This window comes from Fulvitalea axinellae (assembly GCF_036492835.1).
GTDB lineage: Bacteria > Bacteroidota > Bacteroidia > Cytophagales > Cyclobacteriaceae > Fulvitalea > Fulvitalea axinellae.
This window is the reverse complement of the sequence record NZ_AP025314.1, coordinates 4,463,676-4,479,593: the sequence shown is the minus strand read 5'-3', so window position 1 is coordinate 4,479,593 and position 15,918 is coordinate 4,463,676. Positions and strand designations below refer to the sequence as shown.

Sequence of the window (15,918 nt, the reverse complement as noted above, 5' to 3'; positions counted from 1 at the left end):
AATTTCCTTTTCACCCTAAACCCGCATTGTCGTTTGCTGTGTTTTTTGCCTGTATTGTCGCTGTTGTTTGTCCGATAATGGAAGAAATCTTGCTCTAACCCGCTTTCTCAGCGCGTTTCCTGATGATATTCGCCAGTCCGTTCCGTCCATTTTTTGCGGATATAAAACCGAAAGGCGGAAAGAATCGTCGCCCAATGGACAACCCCGACGCCCATGCCCGCACTCTACAGACATTTGGACTACGAAGCCCGCCGGAAGATAGAGCGTTACGCCAACGCCGGGTTCTCCATGCGCCGGATAGCGATGGTGTTGGGCGTGAGTCCTTCCACTGTCAGCAGGGAGATGGGGCGCAACAGCTATCGCGACTTTTATTCGGCCCAGCACGCGCAGGCGTATTATGAGGCCCGGAAGTTTTTATCGGCCCCCAAGTACCGTGGGAGGCTTGTTTTCAGGTGCTCTCCTATTGGTGTCAGTCTCCGGACACCGAAAACCGACCGCCTTTTGACGGCTTGGGCCTCGGACTACCGCAACGCCCGCTACCGCCGTAACGGAGATCGTCCCGACAGTGTCTACCGTAACATCCGCCGACGCAGGGCCAGCCTGTTCGCCGTGTGGGACAAGCCGATACAGCCCCGACTGATGAAACTTAAGCTGCAGCACTTCGGCCAAAAAGAGACCCTGCCGGGAGAAGTTAACCCCTTCGGCGATCCGCCGAAAACTTGGAAAACCCCGGAACCACTCGCCGAACACACCGTTATGGCACGGAATCTTTGCGCCTAATTCGCAAAAAAACTTACTCTGTATACTGCCGTAGCCGAAAGGTTGCGGTTTTTTTGTGCCTTATCGGTGGTGGTTTCGCTTTATCTGCGACCTTATTGGCTATCGGCATAACACTCCGGCGTGTTTTGGAGCGTTTGGGAAGGCCATGAAGTTTGGCTTTGTATGGGGCTAACAGTGTTGCGATTCGTTACGTGTAAAGGTATTGGTAAAAGGGTGGGACCCTAAACACTCTCTTCCGGCAAGGGCTTACGCTCTCTGTAGTTCCGTATCAGCCAATCCATATACAACCTTTTGACTTCCCCGGTGAATGACTTGACAACTTGCCAATAATAACGGTCATACGAAAACTCCGGCCATTGGGCTATCGTCCGAAGGTACTCGTCGCGGAGCTTGGGACAGTCGAGTTCGAAGAATGCGTTTATATCTTGGCTTCCGTGGTGGGGTGGGGTACTTTCGTTTTCGAGAACGCGTGACGTAGTGTGTTGGAAGTCCAGCGGTTGGCCCGTGTTTAGGATGGGGTCTATGGCCTCGATATTCACGATAGCCTCCCCTTTGACTTTCAGCGCCTCTAGTTTGCGTAGGTTTTCCAGCCCCTCCAGCCTGTTGATCTTATTGAAATCCAGATTCAGGTAAGTGAGTGCGTGTAGCTGTTCCAGCCCTTCCACCTTTTGTATCCTGTTGCCTGATAGGTCCAGACGTTCCAGCTTCTTAAGCGTTTCCAGCCCTTCGGCTTTTTGTATCAGGTTATCGCCTAGGTAAAGCTCTCTTAGGCCTTTGAGGTTTTCCAAGCCCTCTATTTTTTGGATGCCGTTGGAGCGGATATTCAGTTCCCTTAGGGCGGTTAACGATTCCAGCCCCCTTATGCTTAGGATTCTGTTATCGGACAAATCCAACCGTTTGAGTTTTGCCAAGTTTTCCAGTCCCTTTATCTCGCTTATTTTATTGAACCTTAGGTCCAGATGAGTCAAGGAAGTCAATTTGTCCAGCCCTTTGGTCTCTTGAATCCGGTTTTGGCTTAAATTCAGCTTGGTCAAAGCCTCCAGTTTGTCCAGCCCCTCTATTCTATGGATATTGTTTGAGCTGAGGTCAAGTTCCCTCAAGCCGGTCAAGGACTCCAATCCCCGGAGTTTTTGTATGCTGTTGCCGAATAAATCCAGCCGTTTAAGCTTTTTCAATCCCCCAAGCCCCTCAACACTCTCAAGCCAGCTATTGCCCAGACACAGGTGCCTTAGTTCCGTCAGCGTTTCCAGCCCGTCAAGCCTTTCCCAATCATTGTTGCCCAAATACAGTTCGGTCAGGTGGGTACATTGTTTTAACAGTTGGAACTCCGGAGAGTCTATGGAAAAATCACTGTCGCACAGGTTCAGCCTTTTGCTTTGTTTGGAGATGCATTTCTCTATTTTCTTTATGGTGGATGACATTATATTTTTTGGATTGTTTTTTAGTGATAAGACTATGGCATATGAATCAAAAAATTATCTGAATTTACGTCTAACTTATTAAAGGGTAAAGCATTCGGTTTATTGTCATGATGAATCAATTGTATAGTTTAGGGATTTCGTTCGGGCATTGAATACGGAAGCTTATGAGTGATGATTGGCGACATGATAAACGGTTTTTATTCTTATTGGAAGATTATTCGGGGACAACCGATATTGACGCTTCTTTAGACCTGGAATATGATTTGGGGTTGACGGGAGACGATGCGGTAGAATTCTTCGAAGAGTACGAAAAGACGTTTAATGTTGATATGGCTGGGTTTAATTTATCGGATTACTTCCACTCGGAGGGTGAAAATGCCTTGCTCTGGCTTAAAAAATCTTCAACAGAAGAAAGACGAAGAAGCGTTTGCTAGTTCAAGATATATGGGACGGTATATGTTGTGGTAAACTGAATCCGGTTGACTAGACTACAAAGAATTTGGGCTTCCTTTTTTAGCAAAAAAGATGGACACCACTCCAATAACAGACCTCCTCCTTATACTGGACATAGACGAAACCTTGGTCTACGCCACCCCGGATCCGTTAGGCAGGCCCGAAGATTTCCGTGTCGGGCCGTACCGGGTTTACAAAAGGCCGGGGCTTGAGGCGTTTCTTGATTTTGCTTTCCGCTATTTCCGTGTGGCCGTTTGGTCCTCGGCGTCCGACGCCTATGTGGAGGAGATGGTGAAAAAGCTTGGGATGGAGGGTAAGCTTGAATTTGCTTGGGGAAGGTCTCGGGCTACGTTGCGGAACGCCTTGCCCTCGTACTTGGAGAGTGATATGCTCTTCGGGAATTTGGGGCACCAACACTATATCAAGCGCCTTAAAAAAGTAAAGAAGCTGGGCTTTTCGTTAGACAAGACCCTGATGGTGGACGATTCCCCGCATAAGCTTCAGCAAAACTACGGCAACGCCATAATAGTCTCGGAGTTTACGGGCGACGAATTGGACGACGAACTTCGGTTACTGGCCCGTTACCTTATGAGCTTCCAAGGATGTGAGAACGTAAGGTGTATAGAGAAGAGATATTGGAACGTGGTGTGATTTTTTTGCGGAATATATCCGGTTGCTCTAATTTTTTAATTATTTACTGACCTTTCGCTCGCCTTTCCTATTGCAATTTTGGAAATTATATGATAAGTGACCGATTTTTGAAAAATGAAAAGGAGAGACGGATTTGAATTATACACGGATTATCTTATTGCCAGTCGAGGGCAAGCCACCTCAACAGGGCTCTCAGCATCTTTGGACAATCAGATTCCCCATGATTATTTCAGCGACCTCCTCAAGCAACCGGACATGGACCAAAAGGCTTTTTGGAAAGAGGTGAAGTCTTTCGCCAGGAGTATTGAGGGCGAAGAGGCGGTTTTGAGTATCGACGATTGCATTGTCCACAAGCCTCATTCCTCGGAAAACGACATCGTAGCTTATCATTTCGACCATACTGTAGGCAAAGCGGTCAAAGGGATCAACTCCCTTAACTTTCTTCTGAGCAATACCGTGGAAGGACAAACGGTTAACTGTCCGGTCGCTTATGAGATCGTCCACAAGACGGTGAAATACATAGACAAGAACGGGAAGGAAAAGCGTAAAAGCGAGAAAACGAAAAATGAGATGGTACTGGAAGTTTTACACCGTCTAAACTTTCTGAACAAACTGGTTTTCAGGTACATTCTTTTCGATACGTGGTTCACCGCCAGCGATACGCTGAAGTATATTCATTACAAGCTCAAGAAGGTTTTCGTTTGCCCGCTGAAGAGCAACAGGAATATAGCAATGAGCGAAAAGGACAAAAACGAGGGCAAATTCATTCACGTTTCGGATGCGCCTATTGAAAGCGGTCAAGTGAAGCGGGTGTGGGTCAAGGGAGTTGATTTTCCTGTCACGCTCGCCAAACAAGTCTTTACAAACAGGGACCGGTCGACCGCGGAACAATGGCTGGTTACCAACGGGGAGAACATGGCTTTCGAGGATATCGTAGCGATCTACCAAAAACGGTGGAAAGTCGAGGAGTTCCATAAGTCGCTCAAGCAAAACACGATGTTAGGCAAGTCTCCCACAAAGATGGAGATTACCCAATTGAACCACATCTTCGCTTCCATGATCGCCTACATAAAACTGGAAAAACTGAAGGTTAAGGAGAAGCTGAATCACTTTGCGATAAAATCAAAATTGTATTTGAAGATGATAAAGGCTGCCATGGAAGAACTTGACGCCTTGCGGTCGGCCTGAAATATATTCATTAAGAATCGCTCTCCCAAATGCAGGGAGAGCGAAAGTTCAGTTATTTATTCAAATAAGATGCAACGTTTTCCCCTCCATATGTTGTCCTATTAATATAGGGCTTTTATTTATGGTTTAACCTATTGCCGAGTCGCGACGGCAATGGGCTCTGTGTACACGCCACAACACTCCAACGCTTATGAGAAGTATTTATAGGATAGTCAGCATTGAGAATGACGGTATTGTTTTGGACTTTGGCGAAGGCCTAGTAGCTAAGTCTACCAGAATCATAGTTCCCCGTTTTGCGCGTGAGGGAGATTATATCAAGCGTTGCGAGCACAATTATTTTGACGTGGTGGACATTGACGGGAACTATATTTACAGAGGGGGCGAAGTCAGTGAGGACTCTTTTACGTATAGCGTGAAGGATGATGGGATTGATGATATATAAGGGATATTAGGTATTAAGTATAAGGTATTGTGTGGATGGATGTGGCGTATACTTGATACCTGTTTCCACTATGTTAGCCAGTCTTGAATATACTGGCTTAAGTGTCGGCCGGCTCATGCAAGATGGATCTTGTTTGTGCTGGCCTTTTTCTTTTGGGTTTCGTCAAGGGGCTTTAATTGACTTGTTATAGAGTAATTATGATTTTGTTGGTCAATAAAGTATAGGTATAGCCTTCCGGCATCGTATTGGGAATATGTCTCTCCGGATATGACAGGGAGTTGGCGGAGGGGCATTTTGTTACTGCTAAACCCAAAAAGTGATGGCAGAGAATACCACGGCGCTAAGCGCCTTGCTCGGGAGTGTGGACTACTCTGAAGTCTTCAATCCCACCAATTACCGTTCGTTCGCTTCCAACGGGGAGGAAGCGCAAACTTTCTCCAACGACGCGGAGCACTTGGTGACGGGCCAAGACATTGATGTTGAACAAGCGGCCTGGCAAGAAGTGAACCGCGGACGCCTGCGGACTCAGCGGCTGGTCGATCGCGCGCGGTTTCAGCGCGACTATGACTTCAACCAAGCGCAGATGGCTAAAGAGGGCGTAACGCCCGAAGAGCTGGCTGACCTTGAGCACCAAAACCGCGGCCTTTTGTACAAGATCGGTGAGATTGACCGCATCATGTCACGCAAGGACACTGGCATCAAGCATATGGTGAAGCTTCTTGATCGTCTCAGCGACAAGGTACGCCGCGACGCCATAGTGCAGGGAATGAAGGATTACTTGACCAATTACGTCGCCACCGGCAACATTGGTCCTTGTACGGTTACGTTTATGGGAGAGGAATATTCCTACTCGGAGTAAACGGATCTTTCTGACAGAGGGGGCGAAAGCGCAGGGTCTCCCCGGACCCGCCTTTGGCCTCCTCTTTTTTTGTGTCACGGATTTTTTTCGAATGCGCGGTTACTGCCACCTTGATTACGAAGCTCGCCGAAAGATAGAGCGTTACGCCAACGCCGGCTTTTCCATGCGTCGTATCGCTTTGGTATTGGGCGTTAGCCCTTCCACCGTAAGTAGGGAACTGAGGCGCAACAGCCACAGGGCTATCTATTTGGCCCGTCATGCGCAGGCTTATTATGAGGCCCGTAAGTTTTTGTCGGCGCCCACGTATCGAGGCCAGCTTATTTTTAGGTGTTCTTCCGTAGGCGTTTGTCTTTGCATACCAAAAACCGACCGTCTTCTGACCGCTTGGGCTTCGGACTACCGCAACGCCCGTTACCGGCGCAACGGAGACCGACCCGACAGTCCTTACCGCACTGTACGCAGGCGCCGGGCAAGCCTCTTCGCCGTATGGCATAAGCCGATACAGCCCCGCCTAATGAAACTCAAACTGCAGCACTACGGCCAAAAAGAAACCCCGCCGGGCGAGGTGAATCCGTTCGGTGATCCGCCGAAGTTTTGGGAGACTAATACGAAAAATTCACCGGCTATTGCGCCGGATACGCTTCTCTGTGCCTAAATGGCCGTAATGTGTTCCGTAATGATTCGTTCCGCTATTGTGTAGCGGTTTTTTTGTGTCTTTTGGAGTTGCGGTTCCGGATTTGTCCCCGGTTTTGTTGCCGAAAGAAAAGCTTTGGGGAGTGTTTTCTGCCCTTTGTTAAGGAGGGTGCGGGTTTCCGTTGGTGTTGCGCTTCGTTACGTGCCTACTCTAGATCTGCCGTAATTCTCTTCTAGGCAGGCCACAGTTTTATTCTGTAGCCTTTTTCAACTGCTCCATTACCGTTTTTTCTCTTTCGGAGAGCTCTATTAGTATTTCAGAGGCCTGATTAATGTGTTTTATATCTTCCGTTTCTCCCGCCTGTACAAATAATTCGGCTACGTTTTTCCAGAGTTTGGCTATGGAGCTGTATTCTTGGCCGGCTTTGGCCAGAGGATCCGACTCAAGCATTTCACTCGCTTCGCCTAAAAAATCGCGGTATATGTTTCTGAATAGCGAGCCACCCGTCCCTCCGCTTTCCATTAGGCTGGCGGTGGTATGGAAATCCCTCTTGATGTTCTCGCTTGTGGCAAACCACTTTTTTATTTCCCCGCTCGTTTTCAATATGCCTTTGTAGCCTATGTTCTTTATCGGAGGGTTCAGGAAATCCGATGCGTTATTGTTTATCGCTTGCCTGACGGTCAGTTTCATATCGGGCAACTCATTATTTTTCGATATGGTGTAGGAAAGGTTTCTCGAAGACATAGGCCCCCGTTCGTTTCTTGCCAAAGCCAAGCTCTTAAGGCTCGTCTTGGCGTCACGTCCCTGTTGGTTCGTGTCGTTTAGGTATGCGAAGTCCTCGTCGTATCCGTATATGGAGGCGTAATGTCCGGCGAAATGTATCTTCTTGGTAAAATATTCCAGATGGTAACAGTCCAGCTTTAGCCCTACCGCTTTTCCGTTGTCCAGCGCTTGAGTAATGTTTTGCCAGGCTTTTCTCTCCGAACATGTCTCCTTCACTTCCAGATCCAGATTCAGGTTTAGGCAAATGTTTTCGGTAAGTTCGTCAGGCTTTATCCTTCCCCCTATAAAGGGGAATTCCATAATTCTCATGTTCCAGAATATATAGCCCAAGCCTTCGCCTATACCGAAGAGCATAGGTTCGGAGAGGTTTATCCCCAATTGCTTTAATAGACTGCCGGTAGCTGTAGTCTCGCAGTGTTGGCCGTTAAAAGGCTCAAAGTTGTCGATAATCATGGTGGTCGTTATTGGCTGTAGCGTAAAAGTAAGACCAGTGACTGACAACCCTATGTCAGCATTGATGACATAACCATTGTTTTGAGTCCAAAATCAACTGTTTTCCGGACTTATGTTCCCCCGGTCACCGGTGCCGGGCCGGCGCCTCCCTCCGCTTGGCTTCTCAATACGGTATGGTAGGCGGTAAGAACCAAGCCCCGGTATATACCGTCGGAAAAATAATCGCCGCCCAAGTGTTTGCTTTTTGTTTTTAACAGCGTAAACGCCTTGTGCGTCACATCCTCCGGAGTGTCAAGGTCCCCTTGGGCTAAGGCATCCTGCACGCACTTGTTGGACATGCGGGACAGGCTAAGGAAAATTTCCCTGAGGTATTCGTTGTTTATGGAGGCTCTTGTGGTCGCATCCAGTTCGGGGTTTAGCGTAGCGGGACGGTTGAGGCCTTCGGCGCCGTTGGTCCTGAAGTATTCGGTGTATTGTTCGAACAGAGGGTCGTCAAGTGCCGGGGACTCGTATGCCGGAAAGTCCATTTCCTGAATCCGGGATTCGAACGGCATAAACTGTTCGTAATCCGGCGGTGGCGAGACGACCATATGCGGTTGGCTACCGGCGATGTTCCTGCTTCCGGCTAGGCTCTGGCTCCCTATATTCGGCGGAAAGCGGAAGCTGGGACGGTAGAAAGGGGCAGGCGTGGGGGCGTTGATGCCTTGGGGGTTTGCGATGCTCCATACGCCGGGTGATTCTGTTTCCCTTTGGGTATGGAGTGATATGTCGCCGAAGAAATCGGTATCCATAAGTTTGTTCCTTATGGCGTCGTCGCTGTTTCCGAAGAAATCGGGTAAACTGGTCGCTATATTTGGATTGTGGGTCTTATGAAAATAAAGGCTACGAGGGTTCTCGTAGTTTTCGTACACTTCATGGATGTTAGGTGGAAGAGAAGCTGGGCTGAAGGGCGTTTCACTAAACCGTCTGTCAGGAGGGAGTGTGAAAATTGATGAAGCCCTGCGTCCCGAAGTGGGGGAATACGTCGATTGCGAATCGGAAAGGCTGTTGGATGGGGCCTCGGGAATCGACATGTCTCCCATCTCTATGCTTAGCGAGTTTACGGACGAAGCCCGTCTGCGTCGGCGGAATAGGGACATAAAAGCCTCGGGCCACGTCAATTCCATACCAGTGCCCTCCGCCCCTCCCGGCGGATGCATGGCCCGGCCGTTTGGTCCGGCCGTATTTCTGCGGTCCCTATCCCTTTCCCTTCTGGTGAACATCTTCGCCTTCCTCTTCTCAGAACAAAAAATCAACTTGCCGAATTTGCAAATTGTTGCCGATGAGAGTTTTAGGGGAAGTGTTAGATGTTTTTATACGGTATTTTTTTGTTACTTTTCCGTCTTTGAGCTTTCCGGTTATTTCCGGATATTAAACGCATGAACAAATTAAGGGTGTTTTTTGTGGTGATTACGCTTTTTGGGTGCGGACCATCTGATAAGGGAGGAAACGAAGAAAGTAAGGCTGTCGAAATAAAGCGTGATGTTGCGCCTGAGCCGGACCGGGAACTCTCAATAAAACCTAAGATTATGGAGCGGGACTCCAAGAATGGAAAGCCCGACACCGTTGTTGTTGGGGCGGAATTGGTCCCGGCCTTCGATTCGCTAATGTCGTTGTTTCTCGAATATGACTTGTCCCGCTCCGGCTACGACACGTTATCGATATTCAACCTTAAGGGCGAGGATACGGCTATTTGGAAGAAGGAGACTAGGCTTTTGGAGAATTATGAAGGAGAGTACTCCGATCCGCACACGGCGTATTTTCTGTTTGGTAAGGATACGGTAGCGGGAGGTTTGAAGGGCTGTGACGAGGAATATTACTTGTTTCTGGACAGTTCGCTTGTCAAGGTGGAAAGTCTCTTCGGCGATTGTGTCGAAAGCGGTTCGTACGAGTTGGCCATTTCGTTTCGTGACGTTAACGGTAAGCGTTGGATTTACCGCAAGGTATTTCATGACGTATGGGACCAAGCGGAGTTTGAGCGTGGATTGGAAAGTTCCGTATCCGAACACCTTGTGCGTTATGAGAGTGACAGTATTGGAATATACCTGACAAAGAATCGGATCGTGTACAACGAGGAGATGGCGGATACGGTTAAGTATTCCAGGGAGAGGATTGAAGGAGCTTCCTTCAATAAGCCTCCCAATAATTTGAAAGAGAGCTGGTTTGGGCGGGTGTCCCGCTAAAGACGCAAGAATTGGCCGGGCTTTTGAAAACTCGTTTTTTGTGCTAATTTGTGAGCGCCTTTAGTGCGGAAGCCGGTTATGCGAGTTGATTTTTTTGGGACGGCTTTACGTTTTTCGAGCGCTGGGCGCTTGTTTCCTCCGTGGTGTCGCTTGCGTGTGTTTTTTGGGGAGGGCAGTCTTTTTGTGTCGCCATTTATTTTTCGGATTTAAATAATTTTTGGAATGAAAAAAATCAAACTGGTTTTCGTAGCGTTTGCGGTTTTGGCTTTGGCCAGCCTTGCGATTTATGGTTGTGGCGGAGAGGATGCAATCAATAGTGAAGAATCTTCGGGAAGTCCTTTGGTGGGTACGTGGCAACACTGTGGCAAAGATAGCGTACCTATCAACAACTATTACCGTAAGGAAGGGCTGAGACGGTTCAAAGTGTTTACTGAGAAGGATTTTGTGGTGGTAAACGTATTGGATCCCGACAAGCTGTGTAATTGCGAGATAGTGGGCTCGTATACGCTAAAGGACAGCACTTATGTGGAGAAGGTGGGCTATGTTATGCCAAAACTCCGGATGCTTATAGGCAAGGAGAATACGTTCAAGTTTCGGATAGAGGGCGACTATATGTTTGTGGAGGGGACTAATAACCCTTTTAACGAAATATGGAAGCGGATGGACGTGGAGTTGGATGAGTTGACAAAACAGTGACAGAGATTTTATTGTCTTGGCCTTGTTACGTTTCGGCCGTTGATTTGTCATACTGGAGACGGGTTGTTGGCCCGTCTTCATAATTTTTCAAAGTGCGGGGATTCCGCCTTTTACCCACTCATTAACAAACGTTACCTATGCTAAGCAAAAGACTACCGCTACTTTTTTTGATTGCGATTCTGTTTGGGGCCTGTAGCTCCGAGGCCGACAAAGGCTTTTCCGTATTTCCAGTGGATCCCGACAACACGGCACCGGCCGATATTACGGAGATTGCCGAGAATGTGGAGGTAATCCCTCTGGAAACCGCCGATTCCTGTATGGTGGGCAAGTGGATGCAGGCGAAGGTTACTCCGGACTACCTCTTTGTAGCCAGCGCCAGAACGAAGCTTTTTCAGTTTGACCGTAAAGGGAAATTTCTCAGGCAAATCGGAAAGCCGGGCAAAGGGCCGGGCGAGTACGGCAACCGTTTCTCCGATTTTGCCGTGTCGCCCAAGGACGAAATGGTGTATATGCTATCGAGGAAGAAGGTAATGGCCTATAGCTTCGACGGGGCTTTTATGGGGTCTTTTCCCACTGGAGGGTTCGGTGAGTTTATACATTACAAAGACGGAGTCTTGAGAGTGTTCAGCAAAGAATTTGGTGTGAAGTCGGAAGGGAAGCAATACAATGTTTACAACCTTCACAGTTACGACAGTAAGGGAACGATAATCGACAGCCTTTCGGTAAACAAGGTGCACACGCCGAAGATGGTGGTTTCCGTAGGTCCGGCGGGAACACAGTATTTCGCTTCCGCAGGGGGCAATGATTATGTTTTCGCCCCTGTAATGGTTCGCGAATTAGGACAGAACGACACCTTGTTTCAGTTAAAGAACAGAAAGCTGAAGGCGAGCGTTTTGTTGGATTTCGGGGAGAAGGGTCGTGGAGAAAACAGAGCGATAAGCCTTATGAACCTTTTCCGTACGGAACGGTACCTGTTTTCGTCTTATATGTACGAACGCAAATCGAGAATGTATTGCCGGGATATGAAAACGGGCAAGGAGTTTAATTTGGTGAACGGGTTCTCGGTGCCCGAATGGTCAGAAACGCCACTGATGCTTTTGCCATTGGACGTGACGGACAATAAACTCTACTTTTATCAATGGGGCCATGACCTTGAGGGCAAAATCGACGGTGTGACGGAGGAATCCAATCCTGTGATTTTTGTCGTGAACCTGAAAAAATAAAAGATTCTCGCCGGTGTCGGGATTTTGGACCCGATGCTGGTATTTTTTCTTTGGCTTTTTATTTCTCTTTTTACCCTATCGATGCTTTAATATTTGCCTGATTTACATTAGTTTGATTCTTCATTTTTATGAGTGTTGTTTTTTACTAAGTACATGGGGTGAATTAGTTAAGGCTTCGGGAATATGATTTTTAAGGAGTCTTACGCTTTGCCATCTACTCTGTACGATATAAGTGTAAGCTATGCAGTCTTTGTTTGACAAGGTACTTACCGTATCTATCCAGCGGTCGCCAGCGGTCCGCAATTTTTGCCGTCGTTTTTTTTCGACAAACGTGAAGGTGAAACACCTGTTGCTCCGGTTCGAGTTTTTGGAAAAGTCTATCCGTAATTTTTATCCGGAAGAAAGCCTTCGGCAGAAACGCTTTTACAATATAGGGGCGGGCAGTCAGAGGAGCCGTTTCGGTTTTTGGTCATACGTGGACCTGAAAACGAGCGACTACGAGAAAAGCGGGATCGATATTTTCTTTGATTTGGAGTCTTTGGAACCGTTGCCCTTGGAGCGTGATATGGCCGAGGTTATTTTCAGCTCGTTTGTGATTGAGCATATCTCGAAAGAGGCGACGAAGAATTTTTGCAAAGAGGCTTTCAAGGCGCTTAAGAAGGGCGGAGTGTTCCACTCCAAAGTCCACTGTTACGAATATGGTTTGCGTCTGTTGCGACACGGTCTTTTGTCTCCCAAAATCCCCTTCGAATGCAGGGAAAGCCATATGGAGCTGGACGCGTTTATCAAAAAGCATAAAGGTAAAGTGTCCGCCGAGTTTGGGCAAGATGGTGAATATGTAGTAAGAAGCGATGAGGAACCGTCTAACCGTGTGGCTTTCTCCCCTTCCGATGGTTTTCTGTTTCACAACGCGACATCCACGCTTTCGGCGGTGAAGGAACGCCATGGAGAGGCTTCGGGCTTGATGGACGAGTTAAAAGAGCGCCGAACGGGAGATGTTTACAAAGTGTTGAAGGAGGGATATGTTGACAAAGCCAAAAGGCAACCGCACCAACATAACGCAGACTATTTTTCGAAAGAGGAATTATATGAGTACATAAAAGGGTTGGGATTTTCCGAAGTGTATTTCACGCAACCTTATCAGAGTGTCAGTCCCGTATTGTGGGAAGACAAACTGAACCACACGCATGAGGGTTTTCTATTCTCGATAGAGGCCATTAAGTAATTAGGCGAAAGAAACCGACACCGTGAGCCAAAAGGTTCGGTGCCGGTTTTGTTATGCTTTAGTTTCCGGCGGAAGACAGAAATTCCGAAACGGTTTGGTAAAGCTCATTAGGTCTGTCGGCGAAGATAAAGTGTCCGGCGCCACGGATCAGCTCAAAACGGTTTCCGGGGATATTCTCCCTGTATAGTTTTACGCTTTCGGGTTTGCTTAGGTCCTTGTCGCCGTGAAGAATAAGCGTGGGCGCTTTGATATTAGCCAAGCTCTTGGAGTAATCGTGTTTTTTGCCCATGCTTATATAGCATGCGAACTGGTGCCAGCCGCCTATTCCTTCAACGTGTCCGCCGACAGGCATGCCCGTGGCCATTTGGTAGTAGGGTATGAATTCGCTGTGGAGTTTTGCCAGTTCGCTTTCGGATTTTTCGAAAAGGGAACCGAAGTCGAAAAACCTTTCGAGGTAAAGGTCGAAGTTCTTTTTCTCGTTTTCGGGAAGCTTGGACCTGACGGTTCCGAAAAGGTCTTCACCCTCGACGGGCATACGCAGTACGGACGCGGGAGCGATAAGGACTAGGGCTTCGACATTATCGGGGAATTCCGAAGCGTATAGACTGGCTAGAAAACCGCCGAAAGAATGCCCTATCAGCGTGATTTTTTCCGTGCCCAGTTTTTTTCTGATTTGCTCGATGTCGGCCAATTGGGCGGGAATGCCTAAGTTTTCGTCCAAGAGTTTCATGTTCTCGAAAAAATTTCCCGATTCGAAGGTGTCAAACGGCCGGGTGGATTGTCCGCATCCGCGTTGGTGGTAATAGTGCATGGCGTAACTGGACGTGAGCCGGTCTAATCCCGGCCACTCTCCGGAAGGCGGTATTCCTGGGCCACCGTGTATTACCAGCGCCGGTTTGCCTTCGCCGTATTTTTGGTAATAAATGGAGATGTCGTCGTTGAGCACGAAATGGTTAGCTTTGTCGGTTTTGTCGCAGGCTTTCAGTAAGTGGGCGTACCTTGGGGATTCGGTGAGTTCCCCTACCGAATACAAGGGACCGGAAAACAGCGTGGAAACCAAAAAGTAACCAGCGATGCCAAGGATTCCCAATACGGCCAAAGCGATGTAGGCTTTTTTCTTTTTCATCTTTCGGGCGGTTAAGAAGTTAAGTATATCCGAAAGGTAGCGCGCCGTTTTTAAGGGGACTTGACCGATCTTGCTGTTTTGTTACACGGGGTCGGGATAGGGGGATTTTCATTAAAATGTCCCGAAACTACATTTGTGACAGTTAAGGAAAGTTTTGGGATGGGCAAATGGGGGATGAAGTTCTAACTTAGGAAAAACTTTTAGCTGACAAACGACCGTTTGTCAGCCTTTTACTTCAACACGACATTATGATACGCGCATTACTTTTGGCGGCCTTTTTTTGGCTTTCCTTTACGGCCCCGGTCCGGGCCAAGGACGGGGGAAAGAAACGCAAACCGTCCGGCAGGCCCAACTTTATACTGATTTTGGCCGATGATCTGGGCTTCGCCGATTTGAGTATGAACGGCAGTAAGCAGATCGCCACGCCGAATATCGACAGGTTGGCGGCTTCGGGCGTCACTTTTACCGAGGGCTACGTGTCTTCGCCGGTATGCAGCCCTTCGCGGGCCGGCATGCTGACGGGCCGCAACCAAGTGGCTTTCGGGCACGACAACAATATCGGCTTTAGCCAAACGGGTTTTGATCCCGAATACCTTGGCCTTCCCCTTACCGAGACCACCGTGGCCGACAGGCTCTCCGCTTTGGGTTATGTTACGGGCTTGGTGGGCAAGTGGCATTTGGGTGACCGACCGCAGTTTCACCCGACCAAGCGCGGTTTTCGGGAGTTTTGGGGATACACTGGCGGCGGACACCACTACTTCAAGTCCGAGCCGAACGGCAAGCGTTATCTCAGCCCTATAGAGTGCAATTACAAAACGCCCGCGCCCATCACCTATATCACCGACGACAAAGGTGACGAGTGCGTTGACTTCGTAAAGCGCCACCGCGACGAGCCGTTTTTTCTGTTCGCGTCGTTTAACGCCCCGCACGCCCCAATGCACGCCACCGAGGCGGATTTGAAGCTGTTCGGGCATATTAAGGACAAACACCGCCGGACCTACGCGGCTATGGTCCATCGTCTGGATATCAACGTGGGCAAGATTATGAAAGCCGTGAAAGACAACGGCCTGCGCAAGAATACCGTAGTGGTGTTTCTTAGCGACAACGGCGGACCGGTGAACCATAACGCTTCGGTCAACGCGCCTTACAACGGGCAAAAGGGGATTTTGCTCGAAGGCGGTATCCGCGTTCCGTTTGCCGTGAGTTGGCCGGGCACTTTGCCCAAGGGCGGGCGCTACGCCAATCCGGTATCGTCACTTGATCTTACGCCTACGTTCGTAGCCTTGGCGGGTGGCAAGGCCGACGCCACATTCGACGGCGTAAACCTTATGCCTTATGTTTTGGGAGAAAAGACAGAGCCCCCGCACGAGACTTTGCTGTGGCGCTTTACCTTCAACGCCGCCATCCGCGAAGGCGACTGGAAGCTGGTCCGCCTGCCGGACCGTTTGCCGTTGCTGTTCCACCTGCCTACGGACATTTCAGAGCAGAGGAACGTTTCCCTAAAGAATCTGGAACGCACGGAACGTATGCTCAAAAAGCTCGGCGATTGGGACGTGAGCTTGCCGCATCCGGTTTTCTTGGAAGGGGCTGAGTGGAAAGAAAGAAACCTGAAGCTGTATGATAAGGAATACCCTTTGGTGCAACCTGAAAGGGTGGAAGCGCAATAGAAAAAATATTCCAAACAGAAAGAGGCCCCATAGCAGGGCCTCTTTCAATTTCTATCCAGTAAAGGTTTCAAGACCTAAATGATTGCCAAAGCATT

General features: G+C 48.7%; 16 protein-coding genes. 12 read left to right on the top strand and 4 right to left on the bottom strand.

Features of this window, described 5'->3' with window-relative positions; genetic code table 11:
* Positions 1 to 213: 213 nt before the first annotated feature.
* Positions 214 to 780, top strand: coding sequence for a helix-turn-helix domain-containing protein (locus AABK39_RS27785; RefSeq protein WP_421825145.1), 567 nt, complete (start codon positions 214 to 216; stop codon positions 778 to 780).
* Positions 781 to 1,001: 221 nt separating this feature from the next.
* Here AABK39_RS27785 and AABK39_RS17440 read toward each other — a convergent pair whose 3' ends face one another.
* Positions 1,002 to 2,201, bottom strand: a complete 1,200-nt coding sequence (locus AABK39_RS17440; RefSeq protein WP_338392593.1) for a leucine-rich repeat domain-containing protein — start codon at positions 2,199 to 2,201, stop codon at positions 1,002 to 1,004.
* Between the two features lie 164 nt (positions 2,202 to 2,365).
* On the opposite strand from AABK39_RS17440, the gene AABK39_RS17435 reads away from it, so the two are divergent.
* The 6 genes from AABK39_RS17435 (at position 2,366) to AABK39_RS27780 (ending at position 6,449) form a co-directional block, all read left to right on the top strand.
* Positions 2,366 to 2,635: a DUF1493 family protein gene (locus tag AABK39_RS17435; RefSeq protein WP_338392592.1), complete on the top strand. Its 270-nt coding sequence runs from the start codon at positions 2,366 to 2,368 to the stop codon at positions 2,633 to 2,635.
* Between the two features lie 91 nt (positions 2,636 to 2,726).
* Positions 2,727 to 3,305, top strand: a complete 579-nt coding sequence (locus AABK39_RS17430) for an HAD family hydrolase (RefSeq protein ID WP_338392591.1) — start codon at positions 2,727 to 2,729, stop codon at positions 3,303 to 3,305.
* A gap of 114 nt (positions 3,306 to 3,419) precedes the next feature.
* Positions 3,420 to 4,493: an IS701 family transposase gene (locus tag AABK39_RS17425; RefSeq protein ID WP_338392425.1), complete on the top strand. Its 1,074-nt coding sequence runs from the start codon at positions 3,420 to 3,422 to the stop codon at positions 4,491 to 4,493.
* 190 nt (positions 4,494 to 4,683) lie between these two features.
* Positions 4,684 to 4,935 (top strand): hypothetical protein, encoded by a 252-nt coding sequence (locus AABK39_RS17420; protein ID WP_338392590.1) that lies wholly within the window; start codon positions 4,684 to 4,686, stop codon positions 4,933 to 4,935.
* Positions 4,936 to 5,254: 319 nt separating this feature from the next.
* Positions 5,255 to 5,794: a hypothetical protein gene (locus AABK39_RS17415; RefSeq protein WP_338392589.1), complete on the top strand. Its 540-nt coding sequence runs from the start codon at positions 5,255 to 5,257 to the stop codon at positions 5,792 to 5,794.
* Between the two features lie 91 nt (positions 5,795 to 5,885).
* Positions 5,886 to 6,449, top strand: a complete 564-nt coding sequence (locus AABK39_RS27780) for a helix-turn-helix domain-containing protein (RefSeq protein WP_421825144.1) — start codon at positions 5,886 to 5,888, stop codon at positions 6,447 to 6,449.
* Positions 6,450 to 6,677: 228 nt separating this feature from the next.
* Here the strand turns inward: AABK39_RS27780 and AABK39_RS17405 are convergent, their stop codons facing one another.
* Positions 6,678 to 7,664, bottom strand: coding sequence for a BtrH N-terminal domain-containing protein (locus tag AABK39_RS17405; protein WP_338392588.1), 987 nt, complete (start codon positions 7,662 to 7,664; stop codon positions 6,678 to 6,680).
* Between the two features lie 110 nt (positions 7,665 to 7,774).
* Positions 7,775 to 8,926, bottom strand: coding sequence for a hypothetical protein (locus tag AABK39_RS17400; RefSeq protein WP_338392587.1), 1,152 nt, complete (start codon positions 8,924 to 8,926; stop codon positions 7,775 to 7,777).
* 156 nt (positions 8,927 to 9,082) lie between these two features.
* Between AABK39_RS17400 and AABK39_RS17395 the strand changes: the two genes are divergently transcribed.
* From AABK39_RS17395 to AABK39_RS17380, 4 genes are all read left to right on the top strand, one after another.
* Positions 9,083 to 9,886, top strand: a complete 804-nt coding sequence (locus AABK39_RS17395; protein WP_338392586.1) for a hypothetical protein — start codon at positions 9,083 to 9,085, stop codon at positions 9,884 to 9,886.
* Positions 9,887 to 10,108: 222 nt separating this feature from the next.
* Positions 10,109 to 10,582, top strand: coding sequence for a DUF4488 domain-containing protein (locus tag AABK39_RS17390; protein WP_338392585.1), 474 nt, complete (start codon positions 10,109 to 10,111; stop codon positions 10,580 to 10,582).
* A gap of 137 nt (positions 10,583 to 10,719) precedes the next feature.
* Positions 10,720 to 11,805: a 6-bladed beta-propeller gene (locus AABK39_RS17385; protein ID WP_338392584.1), complete on the top strand. Its 1,086-nt coding sequence runs from the start codon at positions 10,720 to 10,722 to the stop codon at positions 11,803 to 11,805.
* A gap of 241 nt (positions 11,806 to 12,046) precedes the next feature.
* Positions 12,047 to 13,030 (top strand): class I SAM-dependent methyltransferase, encoded by a 984-nt coding sequence (locus tag AABK39_RS17380; RefSeq protein WP_338392583.1) that lies wholly within the window; start codon positions 12,047 to 12,049, stop codon positions 13,028 to 13,030.
* Positions 13,031 to 13,088: 58 nt separating this feature from the next.
* On the opposite strand, the gene AABK39_RS17375 is transcribed toward AABK39_RS17380, so the two are convergent.
* Positions 13,089 to 14,156 carry an alpha/beta fold hydrolase gene (locus AABK39_RS17375; protein WP_338392582.1) on the bottom strand — a complete coding sequence of 356 codons (1,068 nt, stop codon included), beginning with the start codon at positions 14,154 to 14,156 and terminating at the stop codon, positions 13,089 to 13,091.
* Positions 14,157 to 14,404: 248 nt separating this feature from the next.
* Here AABK39_RS17375 and AABK39_RS17370 point away from each other — a divergent pair, with 248 nt between their 5' ends.
* Positions 14,405 to 15,823, top strand: coding sequence for a sulfatase-like hydrolase/transferase (locus AABK39_RS17370; protein WP_338392581.1), 1,419 nt, complete (start codon positions 14,405 to 14,407; stop codon positions 15,821 to 15,823).
* Positions 15,824 to 15,918 lie beyond the last annotated feature (95 nt).

Coding starts and splice junctions, on each gene's coding strand:
- AABK39_RS27785 (WP_421825145.1), top strand. CDS start 214: ATGCCCGCACTCTACAGACATTTGGACTACGAAGCCCGCCGGAAGATA.
- AABK39_RS17400 (WP_338392587.1), bottom strand. CDS start 8,926: ATGTTCACCAGAAGGGAAAGGGATAGGGACCGCAGAAATACGGCCGGA.
- AABK39_RS17380 (WP_338392583.1), top strand. CDS start 12,047: ATGCAGTCTTTGTTTGACAAGGTACTTACCGTATCTATCCAGCGGTCG.
- AABK39_RS17370 (WP_338392581.1), top strand. CDS start 14,405: ATGATACGCGCATTACTTTTGGCGGCCTTTTTTTGGCTTTCCTTTACG.
- AABK39_RS17435 (WP_338392592.1), top strand. CDS start 2,366: ATGAGTGATGATTGGCGACATGATAAACGGTTTTTATTCTTATTGGAA.
- AABK39_RS17385 (WP_338392584.1), top strand. CDS start 10,720: ATGCTAAGCAAAAGACTACCGCTACTTTTTTTGATTGCGATTCTGTTT.
- AABK39_RS17415 (WP_338392589.1), top strand. CDS start 5,255: ATGGCAGAGAATACCACGGCGCTAAGCGCCTTGCTCGGGAGTGTGGAC.
- AABK39_RS17440 (WP_338392593.1), bottom strand. CDS start 2,201: ATGTCATCCACCATAAAGAAAATAGAGAAATGCATCTCCAAACAAAGC.
- AABK39_RS17420 (WP_338392590.1), top strand. CDS start 4,684: ATGAGAAGTATTTATAGGATAGTCAGCATTGAGAATGACGGTATTGTT.
- AABK39_RS17405 (WP_338392588.1), bottom strand. CDS start 7,664: ATGATTATCGACAACTTTGAGCCTTTTAACGGCCAACACTGCGAGACT.
- AABK39_RS17425 (WP_338392425.1), top strand. CDS start 3,420: ATGAAAAGGAGAGACGGATTTGAATTATACACGGATTATCTTATTGCC.
- AABK39_RS17395 (WP_338392586.1), top strand. CDS start 9,083: ATGAACAAATTAAGGGTGTTTTTTGTGGTGATTACGCTTTTTGGGTGC.
- AABK39_RS17375 (WP_338392582.1), bottom strand. CDS start 14,156: ATGAAAAAGAAAAAAGCCTACATCGCTTTGGCCGTATTGGGAATCCTT.
- AABK39_RS17430 (WP_338392591.1), top strand. CDS start 2,727: ATGGACACCACTCCAATAACAGACCTCCTCCTTATACTGGACATAGAC.
- AABK39_RS17390 (WP_338392585.1), top strand. CDS start 10,109: ATGAAAAAAATCAAACTGGTTTTCGTAGCGTTTGCGGTTTTGGCTTTG.
- AABK39_RS27780 (WP_421825144.1), top strand. CDS start 5,886: ATGCGCGGTTACTGCCACCTTGATTACGAAGCTCGCCGAAAGATAGAG.